The organism is Rhizobium mesoamericanum STM3625, from assembly GCF_000312665.1.
GTDB lineage: Bacteria > Pseudomonadota > Alphaproteobacteria > Rhizobiales > Rhizobiaceae > Rhizobium > Rhizobium mesoamericanum.
This window is the reverse complement of the sequence record NZ_HF536773.1, coordinates 887,211-904,740: the sequence shown is the minus strand read 5'-3', so window position 1 is coordinate 904,740 and position 17,530 is coordinate 887,211. Positions and strand designations below refer to the sequence as shown.

Sequence of the window (17,530 nt, the reverse complement as noted above, 5' to 3'; positions counted from 1 at the left end):
CCATCCCCTTCATCGACGGGCTTTGGCGCCTGCTTAAAAGGCAGGGCTGGTTGGTCGCGCAAAGGTCCAAGGGCGGGCAAGCCTTGAATGTGAATTGATCTGGATCTTTTTCACACGCGACACGATGGCGGTTGTCAGGAGAGTTTCGAATGAGCGCGAGGGAATTCGCAATCAATGGCCGCTTTCTGACGCAGGACGTGACGGGCGTCCAGCGCTACGCGCGCAATGTCGTCAAGGCGATGGACAGTCTTGCTCTATCAGACGGCTCCGCCCTCATCGTACCGGCCAATGCGACCGACCTGTCGTTGCGGCTGATACGAACCGAAAAGGGCGGACATTTGAACGGTCACGCCTGGGAGCAGATAGAGCTGCCGTATCTCAGTGGCAGTCGCAGGCTTCTCAACTTGTGCAACACGGCGCCGGCTGCAAAAACCGACCAGATCGTCTGCATTCACGACGCAAACATTTTTGCCGCGCCGCAAAGCTATAGCCGGGCGTTCCGTACGCTTTACCACACTCTCCAGCCGCTGCTTGTGCGCCGATCCTTACGTATAGCCTGCGTATCCCATGCGGCCGCGCGGCAATTGGCGCGGCATCTTCCTGTTCGCCTGTCGGATATCGCTGTGCTTCCGAACGGCCACGAGCATGCGCTGCTTTGGGATCCATCTGCGGCCGAATTGGCCCCGAAAATGCTGGGAGGGATGAACGCGCACAGGCCGTTTGTCCTCGCCCTTGGTTCGCGAGCACGCCACAAGAATCTGTCGCTCCTGATCGACATCGCACCGGAACTTGATGAAATGAACCTTGACGTTGTCATCGCCGGCGGGGGCGACGGCATATTTACCAAGGAGGCATTGCAACGGCGGTCAAACGTCCACCTTCTCGGGCGCGTATCCGACAACGATCTCGCTTATCTTCTTGATCGTGCGCTTTGTCTTGCATTCCCATCCTTCACCGAAGGTTTTGGATTGCCCATCATCGAAGCGATGGCGAGATCCTGTCCTGTCGTTTCGTCCGACTGCGCCAGCATGCCGGAGGTTTGTGGCAGCGCAGCACTTGTTGCTTCGCCCTTTGAGCCGCGCCAATGGATCGAGCGCATAGGGATGCTTCAATCGTCTGAGCAGTTGCGCAATGATTTGGCGGGTCGGGGCCAGGACCATGTTCGCCAATTCTCATGGAAGAAGACTGCAGGCGGCTACACGGAGCTCCTTGCCGATCCGAGAGCCGCGATAAAGAGCCACAAGCCAGCCGATCCGGTCCTGCCGCGCGTTAGCGTCATCTTCGCCACCAGGGGGCGACCGCACATCGTTGCGGCAAGCGTGCGGCACTTTCTCTCGACACAGCGACTGAAGCCTGAGGCAGTGCTTGTCTCCTGTGTCGATATTTCGGATGCCGGCGATCTCCGAAATCACCCGGACGTGACCATAGTCACTGGTCCGCCGGGGCTTGCCGCGCAGCGCAATACCGCGCTGAACCATGTTGAACCGGGAACCGAAATCGTCGCTTTCTTCGACGATGATTTCATCGCTGATAAAAACTGGCTGGCGAGTGCCCTGCAGGCTTTCCGCGACGAGAACGACGTCGTGAGCTTTACGGGCCACGTCCTTGCAGATGGGATCAAGGGACCGGGAATATCTTTTCAAGAGGCGGTCGATCTGGTCGATGCCGGCCAGGCAGAAGCGACGTGGTCCGAACCGTTCAGCCCTTACGGCTGCAACATGGCCTTCCGGTTTTCGGCCATTGGCGATCTGCGCTTCGACGAGCGGCTCGTCCTTTACGGCTGGCTGGAGGATCGTGACTTTGCGGCGGCCCTTTCCAGGCGCGGCGGCCGATTGGTCAAGTCGGCTCTCGCCTTTGGTGTCCACATGGGCGTCAAAAGCGGGAGGGTCAGCGGTGATCGGCTCGGATACTCCCAGGTCATCAATCCACTTTATATGCTGGCCAAGGGGACGATGAGCCTTCCAAACGTCGTCGGCCAGATCTTCCGCAACATCGCCAGCAACTTTAGTCGTGCTGTCTGGCCCGAACCCTTCATCGACCGGCGAGGCCGAGTGCGCGGTAATCTGTTGGCCGCCTTCGACGCCTTGCGTGGTCGTCTCGAGCCGGAACGCGCCGCTGTTATCGCCACGCCGCCATCTGCCAGCAAACCACGTCAGCGCTAGGAGCACGAATGATGTTCAACAGGCCCCGCCCTATCGATGTTACCTCGAGACTCTGGCGGGTGAACGAAACACAGTCGGATGCGACCGGCGACGGGCCAATCGCACTTCTGCGTGCGGTGATTGATCTCGGCATCCGTCATAAGGTTTCGCTTTCCGTTTGTAGCATGGCAGGCATCCTGATCGCTGCTCTTTATGCGCACTCATTGCCGCCCACCTACCAGGCGACCGCGACGCTTCTGCTCGAACCGCGTCAGTCTGCAGTCACCGGCGGCGAGTTCGGTGCCCAGCAAACGCTTGATCTCAACCGTGCCGATAGCGAACTTCAGACGATAAAGTCGGAGCGCTTGTTGTCGGCGGTATTTGAAAGCCTGAATCTGAAAGATGACCCGGAGCTTGGTCGCAGCCAGCCGAGCTTCATTGGTAGCTTGTTGGGCAGGCTGTCCCTTGGGCATCTAACGGCCGATCGCGCAACAGTCGATCAAACAGCGCCGGACGCTCAAAGCGGGGGAATCGAACTTGCCAACGAGGCGGACCGGGCGGCCTTCCTCAATTTTATGTCTCGCCTCAACGCCCGCCGCGTCGGGCAATCCTTTGTTATCGAAATCGAGTATTCTTCGTCTGATCCGAAGCTTCCCGCTCGCGTCGCCAACGCAACGGTTTCGGGATACATCTACCAGACCGTAGGTTTCAAGGAGCAGATCGCTCGGGCACGGACCGAAGCATTGCAGGATAGGCTCGATTCACTTGCGAGGCAGGTGGACGCTGCACGCGAGGCAATGCACGCAGGCACGCTACCGGCAATCGCGACGCCGGATGCTGATGCGCGCATCATCGGCGCGGCGCTGTCACCGCTAGGACCATCGGCTCCGCGTAAATCTCTCATCACGGCACTTGGCGGGGTTATTGGACTAATCCTTGGCTTCGGCGTCGTCGTCGTGCGCATGGCGCTCGATCGCCGCGTTCGTAGCGCTAGGGAACTAGCCCGGGAAATGGACGTACGATGCCTCGGTTCCATCCCTAATGTCCCCGGCGCCAAGGGAGTTCCCTGGCATATTACCAGCCCGCAACAGCAGAAATTCGTCGCAGCCATTCGCGACTTGCGCACGTCCATCGAAATTGCCTGCACGAGCCTTCGAAACGACAAGAGCATCGTGATTGCCGTTGTCGGGTGGACACCTGGCGCCGGCGTATCGACGCTTTGCGCCAGCCTCGCGCAACTCATCAACCGCGGAGGCCGGCAGGTAACCTTGTTCAAGGCCGCTGATGGCGATGATCACCGCGCGGTCGGCGACAGTCTGCCTGCTGTCTCGCTGGCCGGTGCCGTATTTGCTGGCCTGATGCCGGAGCAATTGAATTTCGAGGACGTTGGAGGAATCGCCGTCCTGCCAATCCATTCCAGAGACACGAACGCCAACCTGTTCACCGATTTTCGCAATCCGCGTGTTCGGCGCATTTTCGAGGCCGCACGCTTACGCGGTGACGTACTTCTTGATCTTCCGGCGCTGCGCCATTCCATGGATGCGCTTGCATTGGCAAGCTATGCCGACGCGGTTCTTGTCGTCGCGCGATCTGGCCAGACGACAATCGAAGAGGTTTCTGAATCTGTTCAGCTCTTGCGCCGCGCAGGTGCCAATGTGGTCGGCACCGTCATAAATCGCACACGTGGGTGATTGAGCCCTTAAGGTGGTGCACGATTGAGTGTCGGAGAGTTGATCTTTGGCAATCGTGCAGCAGACTGCGTGCACCCCGTCGCCCGCTCATCGGTCCGTGAGTTCCAGCCGGCCGCTGCCGGTTATCAGCCTCACCCCGAGCAACAACAAGGTCGCTCCATAGCTGGCCGCGCCAACGGCAATCGCGAGTGCGAGTTCTATGACGTGCGGATAGTTTCGCCCTGCAAGTTCATCGCGCAAGAGCCAGACGACGACTGCCATTGCGCCGGCGGCTGTTGTCACCTTCCAGAGGTTCTTCAACTGTGAAGAAATGCTGAGATCCAGCAAGCGCCGGGCTTCGGCGAGATAGAATACAAACATGAGCGTTGAAAGGACGATCCTGGCGATACTCACACCGGTGACCGAGCCAAGATAGAAGCCGATTGAAATCAGGAGCACGCGAAATCCAAGGTCCACCACGTTCAGTCGGAAGATTACGTGTGGTCGATCAAGGGCCACGCTGACAGACGACAGCGTCTGGAAATAGGGAATTGGCGCAACGGCGAGAGCCAGCAGGCTGAGCAGAGGTGCTGCTTGTTCCCACTTGGCACCAAGCAGCAAGTCGGTGGCGAGATCTGCCGTCAAAGATATCCCAACACAGGCCGGCGCCGAGATCAGCATGGCAAAGCGCGTTGCCTTCAGAAAAGCCTGTCTCACGCGTGCGCGATCGGCGTTGATCTGTGAGAACGCCGCCATGACCGGCTGCAATGCCGGGCCGATCAGGCTCTGGGTCGGTATGACTGCAACGTCGCTTGCGACGGCGTAGCGTCCGAGGGTCGGGCGGTCGGCCAGCGCTCCTATCAGGAACCGATCGAATTGCCAATTCAAGGCCGAGACGAGTTGGGCTGACGAAAACCAGCCTATAAAGCCGGCAAAATCGGGCAGGCGTGCCAGAGAAAACGCAGGCCGGTAGGGAGCAAGGATGTAGGAAGCAACTGTTGATGCGAACGAGGCGAGCACGAAGTTCGCAACGATGGCCCAATAGGCTCCGCCGCTCAGGACGACGATCATTGCGATCAGGGCGGCGGTCAGCTTGCCCGATGCCTCTAGTATGAACGTCGGGCGAAATCCGAGCTGGCGGGCGAAATTGACCATCGCTGGGCTGGTCAGTCCACGCGAAATGGGCCCGAGTGCCAGCACTGCAACGAGCAAGACCAGATGGCTGTCATGATTGATCCACGAATAGGGCCAGGCCGCCACGAGGACGATGGCTCCGATGACGACGCCCCTCATCAGGCCGACGGTGAAGCCGGTGTCGAGGTGGCTCTTGTCAATTGCCGGAAGTCTTACGAGAGCCTGAGTGACGGGAACCTCGAGCATCGTATCGACGACCACGACGAGCGAGGTCGCCAGCGCCGCGAGCCCGAAGTCGGCAGGCGTCAGGATGCGGGCAAGAACAAGCAGCGTGAAGAAATCGATAATCCGTCCGACAAAGCGCGAGAAGACCAGCCAACCGGCTCCCTTGATTGCCTTTACCGCAAGCATGTCTCACTCCGAGATCCTGAACTCCCGCCATGGGGAGTAATCCAGCCATGGCGCATCTTCTTGTGCGGGGCCGCGCATTTCTGCGCGGCCCCGCCCCCCAGCCGTCCTCCTCGATCTGCTTGGAGCCGGATTAATCCGGCAGCTGTCCTTTGACGTTCCTCCACGTCGTAGTTCGGCTATTTGAGGTGTGCCGACACTCCCCTGACGATGTGCGCTATCTCCAGCGCAGGTAAGAGTACGGTTCTCAAAACCGGAAAATCGCGGGCAATGGCGCCCTCCCGCCAGAGCTGTGATTTGACCGTTGTAAGCTTCTTTGCAAGATCAGCGGCGACGGGCTCATTCAGCACATTAACACTTTCCTGGCGACCAAAATCGACTGAACGCGCTCCAACACTCAACGCCATCATGTCGAACGTACGCGGACTGGTAATGGCTTGCTTGAGGCGCACCCAGGCAAGATCCGCGTCGGCCATGATCTCGGCTCCATCCCCGATCCGATCGATGTATTGAAGGACGCCTGAAAGCAGGAGATTGCCGTTCGAAGGATCGAGCTCGCCATAAGCGATCTTGCCGGCATTGCTGTAAATGGTCCCATCGGCTGCCTCACTCAGATGGCGAACGGATGGAATGGCAGGTTCAAAGAGGCTCTCGATAATCTGCCAGTAGCGAAGGATAACCGTCTCGATCTTCAGAGGATTATAGAGATTTTCCTCCACGACCAGTCCGGTGACCTGCGGGAAATGATCTTCGCTCAGACCCTTATAATTGCACCGGGCAAACTGGATCGTCTCAAATCTGCGCTCGGGCAGTCCGGCTGCCACCAGGCGCTGCGTGCTTCCATAAAGACCGGTATCGCAAAGGATGATGCGCGTTGCGTTGCCGGCGACCTCGTCCAGATGTCGTTTAAACAGTTCGTTCTGTCGTGCAATGTCATCGAGCACGACACGCCCTTCGGGGGTGTCGATGATGGCAAAGAAGCGGCTTGGCTCGAAAGGCAGCTGCCATGGCCCGGAAAGCTCGTAATCGCGCCCACCAAGTGCATTGGCAACATCTCCAAAGGTGTTTTTCGCAAACTCCCGGCCAAGCTCATCGAGCACGGCCGGGCTTTGCCGCATGAGGGCCGCACGGGCTGCCACCAGGCGCGAAATCAGAATGTTTTCGCGCCGAATTGCAAGGCGCAAGCCAAGCTTCGCAAGGGTCCTTTCGAAGGCCTCCCTGATGCCGATGCCGCCGCGCGCACAAAATAGCAAGGCCGCATCTCCCTGCGTTTCAGCCTGCTTGGCGTAAAGCCATATGAAGAGACAAAACTGTGCAACGATTGGACCGAACACTTCCCGCCCAAAGGCCGTGCTATCCACGAGATCGGGCGTGCAGCTCGACGTTCGCCGGATGCGGCTGCCGATACTGCGCATGGCCTCCGCCCGCGCGCCATCGGCGCGCGTGGCAAGCCGCCTCAGGCGACCCTTGGGAAGATGCAGGGCTTGAATTCCCATCTTTCTCGGCACGATACAGTCAGCGAGCATGTCGTCGCCCAGGTGCAGCAAACGTGACGCCGCGACACCTTCTTCCTCGAGAACCCGTGAAAACAGTCCGCCAAATCTCTTGCTCTCTCCGATATCAGCGCTCGAATAGATGTTGTCGATAAGGCCGGGGCCATGAAAGTAGTTGATCAGGTCCGCCAGGTGATGTCTCGGCAGCCCGGTATCGGAAACGGCAACGATGCGAATGCCGGCCTGGCGCTGCAGACGCAACACCCTGGCAAGTTTTTCATTCGCCGAAAGTGAAACCTTCTCGATGGCCATTTCCAGCAGGATGCGCTTCTCGATCAGCCGCTCGGGGAGACCCAGCATGGCAAGTTGGCGCTCGACGATGTCGACAAGTCGCACTTCGCCCGCACCGCCGCCAATGTTCAGGGCGCGATAGGCAAAGCTTTCAGCCAGTTGCCGGGTCCGAAACAGATGCGCGGGGCTGATGGAAATTCCTTCATTGCGCAGCAGGCGAGCAAACCGCTGCTCGGCCTGCATCATACGCGATCTCTGTGACCGCGGCTGGCGCAACAGCAAGGTATCGAACACGTCTGTCGAGATCAGATCGATGCCGTCCAGGGGACGTTGAAGGAGATCGTCGAGGTTTTGCCGCAGCACTGGATAACCCTCTGCCGTCGATCCTCCTGCCTGCACATCGTGAGGATGCACTGCAGCAAGACTGGGTCCTGGAATTCGCAACCGCAAAAAAGTCTGCCGCATTATTTGATCTACATCAAGCGAATATTTTAATTTTATTCCCCATCACAGAATCGGTGCAAAAACTACTCGCGTGCCAATTGTTTTGCGTACGTAGTGCTTGAGATGTCGACTCTTTTTTAATTGCGCTATACTGTCTATGACTTTCGGGGGAAAAATACGGGGACCATATATGGATGACGCGAGCCATCATTCCTTACGAATGTCCGCAGTGCAGCAATTCGATGTCGTCGTGCTCGGCGCCGGCATCTCCGGTCTGGTCGCAGCGTCGATCCTTTCGGCGCAGGGAAACAGCGTCGTCGTCATTGACGAATACGACCACGTTGGCGGAAACCACATGGATTGGTCCTCGAACGAAGGCTACACCTTCGACGTCGGAAGTTTGATATTCCAGGATGATTCCCCTCTGCTTCGGCATTTTCCGGAGCTTCTTGAGCGCTATGTCCCGATCGAACCGACCTGGGGGAGACTCAATCCCCAAGGCAAAATCACGATCTACCCGATCTCGGTGCGCGACGACATCATTGGTGCAGGTCCAATTGGCGTGATCCGCATCTTCGCGTCGGTTCTCTATGCGCGCATCTTCCAGCGCCGGATGGAGAACGCCAGAGACTTTGCGCGTTTCTGGATTGGCAGTTATCTGCTGCACAGGTCCGGACTTGGAACTTACATGCGGCGCTTCTACGGCATCAATCCGGAAGAGATCGATCTCGACCTCGCGCGCAAGCGGATGCTTTGGATTGCAGATTATGCCTCCCTCATCAACCTCATCCGCCGCCTTGCCAGGCGCAAGCGATCAACCGGGCCCAAGAATCGCCAGTTGGCGCGTCCAAGAGAAGGCTTTGAATCGCTTTATCGTTCGGCCGTCTTAAGGCTCGAGAGCGGTGGCGTCGTCTTCAAGCTCAAGACATCGGTGCGCCAGCTTCACAAAACGGACTGCGGATACGAGTTGTTGCTTGATGAGGGTACGTTGAGCAGTGCCCGAATTGTTTCCACCGTACCGATCTCGGTTGCCGAGCGCATATGTGGTAACGGACAAACATCGGCACTGAATACCATTACGCTGATATCGCTTTATTTCAGCTTTGCCGGAGAGCGTGGATTTCCTCAATCCATCATTTACAACTTCTCGCATGAGGGCTCTTGGAAGCGTTTGACCGTCTACTCTGACTTTTATGGGCGCGTCGCCGACCGGGAGTATTTTGCGGTCGAAGTGATTGCTAGTACGGCAACAACTCCAGAAGAGGCGGAGGCGCAGTTTCGCCAACACGTTTGTGCGAATGGATTGTTCCGCGGGGATTTGCAGCTTGAGGGAAGCCATGTGCTGACAAACGCCTATCCAATCTACAGTAAAGGGGCTTCCCAAATCGCGGCCGAGGCGATCGCGCGACTGAAAAGTTTCGGAATTGAATCGATCGGCCGTCAGGGCGGGTTCAACTATCAGCCGACCGCCCGTGTCTCGACGATCGATGTCGAGACGGCGATCGCAACCAGTTGAGATGGCAAACGGCTTATCGTTCAGGTGCCGCACGCGCGGCAACAATCGGTGTTAGATGAAGAGAGGTCGATGATGCGTATTCTGCATATCCTCAATCATACACGACGTTTGAACGGGCATGTACACGCAGCCGTGGACCTCGCCTGCGAGCAGGTCAATCAGGGGCATCAGGTCTATATCGCAAGCGAAGGAGGAGACTTCGACGCGTTGCTCAAAGCAAACGGCGTCAAGACGCTCCAGATTGACCAGCAACGGAAGGTTCCGAGTCTGCTCAGGGCGCTTTTCAGCCTGAATAGAAGTCTCAAGCAATATGATATCGACGTCGTTCATGCGCATATGATGACAAGCGCGGTGATCGCTTTTCCGGTCTGCAAGTTAAGACGCATCCCGCTTGTTACGACAGTCCACAACGAATTTGAAAAAAGCGCGACGCTGATGGGGCTCGGAACACGCGTCATCGCCGTCAGCGATGTCGTCGGTGCTTCGATGCGTCGGCGCGGCGTTCCACAGTCGAAACTGAAGGTCGTTTTGAATGGCACGATCGGAACCAGCCGATCGAAGGGACGCAGCGAAGAGCCGAAGGCGCTGCGCTCACCGAGCATTCTGTTTGTCGGAGGGCTGCATCCTCGCAAGGGCCTGCCCGATCTTTTTGATGCTTTCGAAACCGTGCACAGGTCCTACCCAACTGCAAACCTCTATATTGTTGGGGATGGTCCGTTTCGCGAGGAGTACCAGGCCAGGGCCGCGGCACTCGAGAGCGCATCTGCAATCACCTTTGTCGGCTCAACCACGGACCCATATCCCTATATGCTGGGCGCAGACATCTTCGTTCTGCCGTCCCATGCCGACCCCGCGCCGCTCGTGCTGTCGGAGGCACGCGAGGCAGGCTGCGCGGTCATCGGTTCTGCTGTCGACGGAATTCCCCAACTCCTCGAGAATGGCGAGGCTGGGCTTTTGGTTCCGCCCCACGATCCCGCCGCCCTCGCCAAAATGCTTGGGTTTCTCCTGGAGGCTCCGGACCGGATTTCCGATTGGCGACTGAAAAGCCAGTTTCACATCGAACGTCTGACCATCGAACGGGTCGCCAGGGAAACTTTCGACGTCTATTGCTCGGCAATGCCACGCGCCAAGGTGCTTGCGCTGGCCAGCTGATGGCTGGCCGCAACGTTAGACGCAAAAGGCCTGCTTGAAACGCGACCGAATCTGGTGAGACCGTGACGGGTCAATGCGAATGGCCGCCAAATGCCGGGCCATGCGATTTGGGAGCAGGAAAAGCGCGAGGCCAAACAGACAAAGAGCAATCCGCTTGTTGCCGGTGTTCTCGCGCACCACGGCACCGATGTAGGCTGACATATGGCCGATCCCCGGCCTCTTGCCGTCAATGACAAGGCTCATCGTATTGAGCTCCATCACGTAGGCGTAATTGTTGCGAACCTCGACTTTTTCGGTCGCCGTAGGTCGCGATTGAACGAGTTCCGCTAGATGATGGAGGCGACCCATGAAACGGTCCACTTGGGCCTTCATTCGTTTGGATGTAACCTCGGAAAAGGACGACAGATTGGCGTTATGAATCCTGTATTTGCCAAGCGGTTTATCGATCGAGATCACTGTTCCGACAAAGGGAGCAAGCAGGTACGAGACCCCGTCGATCCCACGCTCATAAGCCATGTCGCCGAGGCCTTCATAGACGTCGCGGCGATAAATGTTCCCTGACGTTGGCGGCGTGTCGTAGTACCCCTTTTTTTGAATGGACTGGATAAGCGGTCCAGAACCAGCGGTAGGCTGGAGGGAAGGAAACGCATTGCCGATGGGTGTTCCATCCTTGTCGATTGGAAGGAGCATGAATTGTATTTTGGAAACGTCTGGCCGAAGATAAGGCGCTATCTCGGCGAGCGCCCCTTCACCCAGCACATCGTCAGCATCAAGAAAATAGATGAAATCGCCCTTTGCTAGCGACAGGGCGTTCAAACACGTTTTCAATGACCCGCGATTTTCTGTCCGCACGGCACTAATTCTATCGCCGAATTCCTGGATCTTGTCCCAGGAGTTGTCGGTTGATCCGTCATCGACCACTATAATTTCGAAGTTGTCGTAGTTTTGTGAAAGAACACTCCTAATACATTCGGAGACGTACATTTCGTAGTTGTAGCAGCTTATTATGATGCTGAGAAACGGTTGGGATTTTAACATCTTGCAAACCTTCTCCACACAGATTATGTTGCAGAGCAGCATAACAAGTGCAGTGCAAGACGTCTACAGAAATACACGCTCGGCCGGTGCAATATAACCAGTCGAAGACCTTTAGACACACGCGCTCCGAAGTATTTTTCGGGGTGAGATCAGGTAATTACATCGGCCTTTGCCGTAGTGTCCTGGATATCACGGAGGTGGTATTGTCGACGCTGGGATGGGTCCGTGCGCATATGCTGATCGCAGGTCCTGCGATAGCCCTAATTGGACGCTATAATGTCGGCCGCGAAGCCGGCATAGATATAACTTTGCCGCCCTTTGGTTCGGAGGACGAATGCAAATGCAAGCCGGCCTGCCATTGCGCGACCACTCCCGACGTCGCCTCAAGGTCCTCTACATTCAGCCGGGAACGAGTTCGTTTGCCGGGATCGAGCGAGTCGTTGACAATGTCTGCACCATGCTGGCGGACAGGTTCGCGGAGGATTTCGAGGTCGATGTGCTTTATACCTCCGTCCAAAAAAATCGTCCGACGCAGGCACGTGGCTACCAGGTCATCGACCGAGTAGCGCATGGGCGCCTGGAACTGATGCGAATATTCAGAAGCGTCATCAAGGCAAAGGATTATGGTCTCATCGTCGTCCCGCAAATCGAGCCTGCGGTCATCTGCATGGCTGCTTGCATCGGACTGAAACGCCGGTTTGCCCTCCATTTGCATGGAAATCCCAAGCGCGAGGCCGGTCATCTCAAGGCGAAGATTCTGTTCTTGCTGATGCGCGTCTACTTTCTGTCACGCGTGTCTTATGTCTTCGGGACATCACCCAGGCAGCTGGAGTCGTTCAAGGAGATGTTCAACAGCAAAACTCCGCAAGCGTGGGTACCCAATCCCGTCCGCTCTTTCGACCTTTCTGAAACGCCTTCCTCCCTCGAGGCCACCGGCACCGTGACATTCGTCAATGTCGGTCGGTTTGCCTTCCAGAAGGGCCAGGACATTCTGCTTCAGGCATTCTCCGAACTGATCAAGATCCGACCAAACGTCAGGTTAAGGATCGTTGGATATGGCACCGGCGAGGCTGATCTGCGCGCAGAGATCACGCGGCTCTCACTCGATGAAGCCGTCAGCATCGAACATTACCCGATCAGTCCTCAGCCGGCGCTTGCAACGAGCGATATCTACGTCTCGACATCGCGGTGGGAAGGGTGGTCGCTTGCAATCTGCGAAGCGTTGCGGTTCGGATTGCCGGTAATTTCGACGGACTGCGAATTCGGACCGAGCGATATCCTCGTGGATGACCGCCTTGGCCGCCTCGTGCCAGTGAGCGGTGGCGCAGCGCTCGTCGAGGCGATGGCCTATTACTGCGACAACCTTGCGCTCGAACGATCGCACTCTGATTACCGAAAGACCTTTATCGACAGGTATAGTCCCGAGCGCGTGGTGGAAATCCACGCGCAGGCTCTCAGGTCTGCCGCCAGGGAGCTTGCCTAAGGTCAATCGTCGGCAAGGAGAATTTACATGACGTCTCCTCTCTCTCGGCGCGGCTTCCTTCAGGCCTCTTCTGCATGGCTGGCCTTGCAGTGCCAAAGTGCCTCGGCTGCAACAGCGGTGGCCGACGATCCGACAGTAGGCAGGGAGATCGTCTTTGAGGACCGATTCAATTCGATCGATTGGTCTGTCTGGGATGCTGGTCCAAAGGCGACGACGGCTGCAAACGGCTTTTACGGTCGATCGGCATTCGCCTCAAAGTATGGCGACGAGGGCTTCAATCCGTATGCCATCGTCGACGATGGAGCGGCAGAAGATGGCAAGGCGCTCGAGATTTCCGCAAAATATATCGGGCGACCAATGAACGTGCCAAACTACTACGGCAACAGCTTGCCTGAATTCCAATGGATTTCAGGAAACCTCCAGACTGCGAGACCAGATGGGGTCGTCCTTAAGGGATGGCGCAAGGGTTATTTCGAGGCGCGCATGCTCTTTCCGCGCCACCCTTTGACCTGGCCGGCATTCTGGATGCTGAACGCTCGAAGCATCCTGGAGCCCAAGACCAGCATCGAACTCGATGTTGTCGAACACAAGGGATGGGAACCGACCGTCTACGGGACCTATCTTCACGAGTGGGGCGGGCAGGACGAGAGCGGGCATGGCGCAGGCGTCGAAACACCGGTCGACATGACCGTATCCTATTGCCGCTATGGCATGCTCGTCGACGACAAGCGATGCGTTCCATATTTCAACCGCGTTCCAGTCCGCGACAGGACGACGGGAATGCTGGCTGACTGGCCGATCACGCGCTCCGCACGAATGGACGAAGAACTCGATGTGTTTTGGCCTCTTTTGACGCTTGCGCTGAGAACAGATGTTCCATTCCCGCAGCCTCTTAAGGAAGCGGACATGTTCACTCGCATGCGTGTCGATTACTTCAGGGTTTATGCGTGATGGACGACAGGAGGTTTGCCGCGCACGCGATGAAATCGAACGCATTTCTCAGCGGTGTTCCTCAAGAGAATTTCCGCTCCCCGGAAGGTCCTGCGCAAGCGTGCGGCAATGACCGAAAGAGTAGTCGGGCGCAGCCCCTGAAGACCTGAAAGTTCAATCCCTCTAGATCATGAAGGAGAAAACTGGTGGATACCGAAAATCTGGACTGTTCCAAGAGTGTTGATGAAATGGCGCTATTTGCTGCTTCGATCCTGAGCTCAGCGACCTCTTCATCCGTTGAGATCTCCAGTGCGAGGAGCGTGCTCGTCGAAGTTAAGCGCGCATCATACCGCCTTGCCACCGACGAGGACGTTAAGGCCCAATACCAGCGGCTTGCGCTGGCTTGTGCGGCCCGTGGCCAGACCTCAAGGCGCTGAAAACCAGTAACTGTGCTCTTCGATACCCGGGTTTCGCGGTCTGTCGACCTGAGAAGATCAAAAACTTCTCAGGCATTGGCACTTGGAACGATCGGGAACAATTCGTCGCCGTTCTTCGCTTTCTGGAAGCAATCGAGTTCGCCAAGAGGAACCGGTTTGGAGAACAGGTAGCCCTGAAGGTCGGTGCAGCCGAGGGCTGCCAGAAAATCCCTTTGATATTCGGTTTCAATCCCTTCGGCCGTCGTCGAGATGCCGAGGTTGCGGCTAAGCGCGACGATGGCACCAATGATGGCCGCGCCGTTGGCTTTTGTGCCGAGCTGTGAGACAAACGATCGATCGATCTTGATGCGGTCGATGTCAAAGCGCACCAGATGGCTAAGGCATGAAAAGCCGGTTCCGAAGTCATCGAGCGAAATCTGGACACCCTGGCTGCGCAAGGATTTCAGCACCGTATAAACGTCCAGGTTATCCTCGATGAGCGAGGACTCGGTAAGCTCGAGCTCAAGCCGGGACGGCGGCAAGCCGCTCTCTTGAAGAACGGTGATGACTTCCTCGGCAAAATTCGGTCTCCTCAACTGGGCGGGAGAGACGTTGACCGCAACGAAGGTGTCTTCCGGCCATCCGCAAGCCGCTCGGCACGCTTCGCGCAGAACCCAGAAACCGAGAGCGTCGATGAGGCCGCCTTCCTCGGCCGCTGGAATGAAGCTCGCAGGCGTCAGAAGGCCACGATGGCTGTGACGCCAACGCACGAGGGCCTCAGCGCCCGATACCGAATACCCTGGCTTGGCGCGATGGACCGTCTGGTAATAGACTTCGAGCGATCCGAAGTCCGGCCTGTTCGCAGGCGGATCGGATTGCGAAGCGCCGGCGGGCGAGGCTGCGCCTCTTGCCAAGACTTCGCGCAGCTCGTGCTTGAGAATGTCGCGCGCATTCCTGCCGCCATCCATGGAGGGTGAATAGACGCGCCACTGACCCCTGCCGCCCATCTTCGCCTCATATAGCGCGACGTCGGCATAGCGCATGATGTCATCGGCATTCCGCCCGGTGTCCGGCACGACGGTGACCCCGATCGAGGCGCCGATCCGTGCGACAGCTTCGCCGCCAAGCAGCGGGAACGGCTTACCGAGTTCCGCCACGATCGCCTCGCAGATTGCCGGCAAATGCTGATCCTCCTTGAGGTCCCGCAGGAGCACGGCGAATTCATCCCCGCCAAGCCGGGCCAGCGTGTCCCCTGGGCGAAGAAGGGCGCGGATGCGCTGCGTAGCCATCCTGATGAGTTCATCGCCGGCAGCATGGCCGAACGTGTCATTTACCGCTTTGAAGCGGTCGAGGTCGAGAAGCGCGACCGCCGAGCGCTCGGTCGAATTGCGCGGGTCGGCTAGGCACTCTTCGAATCTCATTGCGAAGAGGGCGCGATTGGGAAGCTCCGTCAGTACATCATGCAAGGCGAGCTGCCTGGCATGCAGCTCGCTCTTCTTCAACTCTCCGAGGCTGCTTCTTAGGCGCACAAGCAGGACCGAAAACAGCATCGCGATCACCAGGGCGGCAATCGAAAGCGCCGGCATCAATCGGCCGATCACCCTGGAGCCCGGAAGATCAGGCCGCCACACGATGAAGCCGATCGGTTCGCCATTAGCCGTGGCGTTGATCTGAAACGCGACCTCGTTTTCGTCTGCATCGGCCGTACGCGCAAAGCGCGCGCCGTTAAGGCCCTGTTGTCGACTGAGTTCATCGAGCGCCGGACCGTCGATAAACCGCACGACGATCAGGAATTGCCGCATCGTCTGCGGCTGTCCCTCAGGGGCTTCGTTGATGGCGACGACGCCCACGATCGTCGGCCGACCTTCCAACCGCATCAGATTGGCGAAAGCGCGGTTGGGCCGCGCCGTGCTCGAAAGATGGCCTGCTATTGCGGAGGGCGTTGGGTCAGTGGAAGCCGTGTCCTGGTTTACCGCAAGTTTGGCATCTTGAAGGAGAGGCAGGAAAAGAGGCTTCATCCAGCGATACCGCTTTTCCGTCTTGGCGTCTGCGAGCATCAGCAACCGAGCGTTCTCATCCACGACAAAGGCCTGGTCGTAGCCGAAGGCAGACATGGCCGTGTGGCTGATGCCGCTTGCGGCGGCCGCAGTCAGGAGCGCATCGAGGCTGGAAGAGCGTCCGGATGACCGGGCGGCGGGATAAACGCGTGTGAGGTAGCCGCTGCCGAACTGGCCAATGACATGAGCGACCTGGTCGACCTGTTCTAAAAGGCGCGCGTTCACGAGCTGTCGCTGTCGATCAAGAGCCGCAGAGTCGCTTTCGGCTCCTGCCCACAGCGCCGAGAGCACGACAAGTCCGATCGCGCCAAGGCCGCTGACGGCGATAAGGAAGAGAATTCTTCCTGAAGTTATCCAGGATTGCTGAAATGTATTGGAGCTGGAAGGAGGAACGATGTGCAAGTATGGACCCCTGAACACCACTACAATCGGGCGCTTGCATCGACGATAGCAAAGAAGCGTTCACGCAGAATTAAAGGCTAAGGCGCACCATCGGGCGAGATCGACTACGCCCCAAGGAGTTTCGCGATGAAATTGCGCCTTTCCATGAAGACAATAGTGCGCGGAGCTCTGGTGGCTGCCGGATTGCTTATCGTCTCGGCCGCGGCGCAGCGCCAGGTGGCCGCGCAAGACCTGACGCCGATGAGAATTGCCGTCGAAGGCGCATTTCCGCCCTTCAATTACCTCGATGCAAACAACAAGCTTCAAGGCTTCGATATCGATATCGCCAATGCGCTTTGTGAGGTCGGCAAGTTCGAATGCCAATTCATTATCGAGAAGTGGGACGACATGATCCCCGACCTTGTCGGCGGAAAATACGATGCGATCATCTCATCCATGTCGATGAGCCTTGAGCGGCGTCAGAAGGTTGCCTTCACGGAAAAGTACTACAGCAGCCCAACGATATTCATCGCTCGAAAAGATTCGCCAATCAGCGATGTCAGCCCCGCCGCCTTGGGCGACAAAAATCTCGGAGTGACATCGTCGACGGCACAGGAATCCTATGCCAACCACCTGTACCCGAAGACGAAAAAGACCGTTTTTCGGTCCTCGCCGGAATTATACAAAGGTCTGGCGGATGGAAGCGTCGATATTATTCTGGAGGACAAACTCGCCATCTACGACTGGATTGCCAACACCAAGGCGGGAGGCTGCTGCGAGTTCAAGGGGCCGGATCTGGCCGACGTCACTTACTTCGGGGAAGGTGCTGGAATTGCTCTGCGCCTGGACGACAAGGACCGTCTTGCCCGGCTGAATGCTGCCTTGCAGCAGATCAAGGCGGATGGGACTTACGACTTGATCAACGCGAAATATTTCCCGTTCAGCATCCAGTAGCTTGGGCGAGGGGATTTTCGGG

At 57.6% G+C, this 17,530-nt stretch carries 12 protein-coding genes; 8 read left to right on the top strand and 4 right to left on the bottom strand.

What is annotated here, in order from left to right:
• Positions 1-149 precede the first annotated feature (149 nt).
• Both BN77_RS24415 and BN77_RS24410 read left to right on the top strand, forming a co-directional pair.
• Positions 150-2,162 carry a glycosyltransferase gene (locus tag BN77_RS24415; protein ID WP_007537125.1) on the top strand — a complete coding sequence of 671 codons (2,013 nt, stop codon included), beginning with the start codon at positions 150-152 and terminating at the stop codon, positions 2,160-2,162.
• Between the two features lie 8 nt (positions 2,163-2,170).
• Entirely contained in the window at positions 2,171-3,832 is a 1,662-nt protein-coding gene (locus tag BN77_RS24410) for a Wzz/FepE/Etk N-terminal domain-containing protein (protein ID WP_007537123.1), read from the top strand.
• A gap of 87 nt (positions 3,833-3,919) precedes the next feature.
• Here BN77_RS24410 and BN77_RS24405 read toward each other — a convergent pair whose 3' ends face one another.
• Both BN77_RS24405 and BN77_RS24400 read right to left on the bottom strand, forming a co-directional pair.
• Entirely contained in the window at positions 3,920-5,356 is a 1,437-nt protein-coding gene (locus BN77_RS24405; protein WP_007537121.1) for an oligosaccharide flippase family protein, read from the bottom strand.
• A gap of 176 nt (positions 5,357-5,532) precedes the next feature.
• A complete protein-coding gene (locus tag BN77_RS24400) occupies positions 5,533-7,500 on the bottom strand; it encodes a hypothetical protein (protein WP_007537119.1) in 1,968 nt (655 codons plus the stop codon).
• A 271-nt stretch (positions 7,501-7,771) separates the two neighbouring features.
• Between BN77_RS24400 and BN77_RS24395 the strand changes: the two genes are divergently transcribed.
• Both BN77_RS24395 and BN77_RS24390 read left to right on the top strand, forming a co-directional pair.
• Positions 7,772-9,097, top strand: a complete 1,326-nt coding sequence (locus BN77_RS24395) for an FAD-dependent oxidoreductase (protein ID WP_007537117.1) — start codon at positions 7,772-7,774, stop codon at positions 9,095-9,097.
• A 72-nt stretch (positions 9,098-9,169) separates the two neighbouring features.
• A complete protein-coding gene (locus BN77_RS24390; RefSeq protein WP_040678740.1) occupies positions 9,170-10,249 on the top strand; it encodes a glycosyltransferase family 4 protein in 1,080 nt (359 codons plus the stop codon).
• 15 nt (positions 10,250-10,264) lie between these two features.
• Here BN77_RS24390 and BN77_RS24385 read toward each other — a convergent pair whose 3' ends face one another.
• Entirely contained in the window at positions 10,265-11,287 is a 1,023-nt protein-coding gene (locus BN77_RS24385) for a glycosyltransferase family 2 protein (RefSeq protein WP_007537113.1), read from the bottom strand.
• Between the two features lie 334 nt (positions 11,288-11,621).
• On the opposite strand from BN77_RS24385, the gene BN77_RS24380 reads away from it, so the two are divergent.
• The 3 genes from BN77_RS24380 to BN77_RS24370 all read left to right on the top strand — a co-directional run bounded on the left by BN77_RS24380 (position 11,622) and on the right by BN77_RS24370 (position 14,137).
• Entirely contained in the window at positions 11,622-12,770 is a 1,149-nt protein-coding gene (locus BN77_RS24380) for a glycosyltransferase (protein WP_040678412.1), read from the top strand.
• A 27-nt stretch (positions 12,771-12,797) separates the two neighbouring features.
• A complete protein-coding gene (locus tag BN77_RS24375) occupies positions 12,798-13,721 on the top strand; it encodes a glycoside hydrolase family 16 protein (protein WP_007537108.1) in 924 nt (307 codons plus the stop codon).
• A 185-nt stretch (positions 13,722-13,906) separates the two neighbouring features.
• A complete protein-coding gene (locus BN77_RS24370) occupies positions 13,907-14,137 on the top strand; it encodes a hypothetical protein (RefSeq protein ID WP_040678410.1) in 231 nt (76 codons plus the stop codon).
• Positions 14,138-14,205: 68 nt separating this feature from the next.
• Here the strand turns inward: BN77_RS24370 and BN77_RS24365 are convergent, their stop codons facing one another.
• Complete coding sequence (locus BN77_RS24365; RefSeq protein WP_081593599.1) at positions 14,206-16,596, bottom strand: putative bifunctional diguanylate cyclase/phosphodiesterase; 2,391 nt, start codon at positions 16,594-16,596, stop codon at positions 14,206-14,208.
• A 105-nt stretch (positions 16,597-16,701) separates the two neighbouring features.
• On the opposite strand from BN77_RS24365, the gene BN77_RS24360 reads away from it, so the two are divergent.
• Entirely contained in the window at positions 16,702-17,508 is an 807-nt protein-coding gene (locus BN77_RS24360) for a transporter substrate-binding domain-containing protein (RefSeq protein WP_007537105.1), read from the top strand.
• The last annotated feature ends 22 nt before the right edge of the window (positions 17,509-17,530 follow it).

Bases quoted from the DNA above. Each gene is read 5' to 3' on its own strand.
- BN77_RS24415 (WP_007537125.1), top strand. From the start codon at position 150: ATGAGCGCGAGGGAATTCGCAATCAATGGCCGCTTTCTGACGCAGGAC.
- BN77_RS24410 (WP_007537123.1), top strand. From the start codon at position 2,171: ATGATGTTCAACAGGCCCCGCCCTATCGATGTTACCTCGAGACTCTGG.
- BN77_RS24405 (WP_007537121.1), bottom strand. From the start codon at position 5,356: ATGCTTGCGGTAAAGGCAATCAAGGGAGCCGGTTGGCTGGTCTTCTCG.
- BN77_RS24395 (WP_007537117.1), top strand. From the start codon at position 7,772: ATGGATGACGCGAGCCATCATTCCTTACGAATGTCCGCAGTGCAGCAA.
- BN77_RS24390 (WP_040678740.1), top strand. From the start codon at position 9,170: ATGCGTATTCTGCATATCCTCAATCATACACGACGTTTGAACGGGCAT.
- BN77_RS24385 (WP_007537113.1), bottom strand. From the start codon at position 11,287: ATGTTAAAATCCCAACCGTTTCTCAGCATCATAATAAGCTGCTACAAC.
- BN77_RS24380 (WP_040678412.1), top strand. From the start codon at position 11,622: ATGCAAATGCAAGCCGGCCTGCCATTGCGCGACCACTCCCGACGTCGC.
- BN77_RS24375 (WP_007537108.1), top strand. From the start codon at position 12,798: ATGACGTCTCCTCTCTCTCGGCGCGGCTTCCTTCAGGCCTCTTCTGCA.
- BN77_RS24360 (WP_007537105.1), top strand. From the start codon at position 16,702: ATGAAATTGCGCCTTTCCATGAAGACAATAGTGCGCGGAGCTCTGGTG.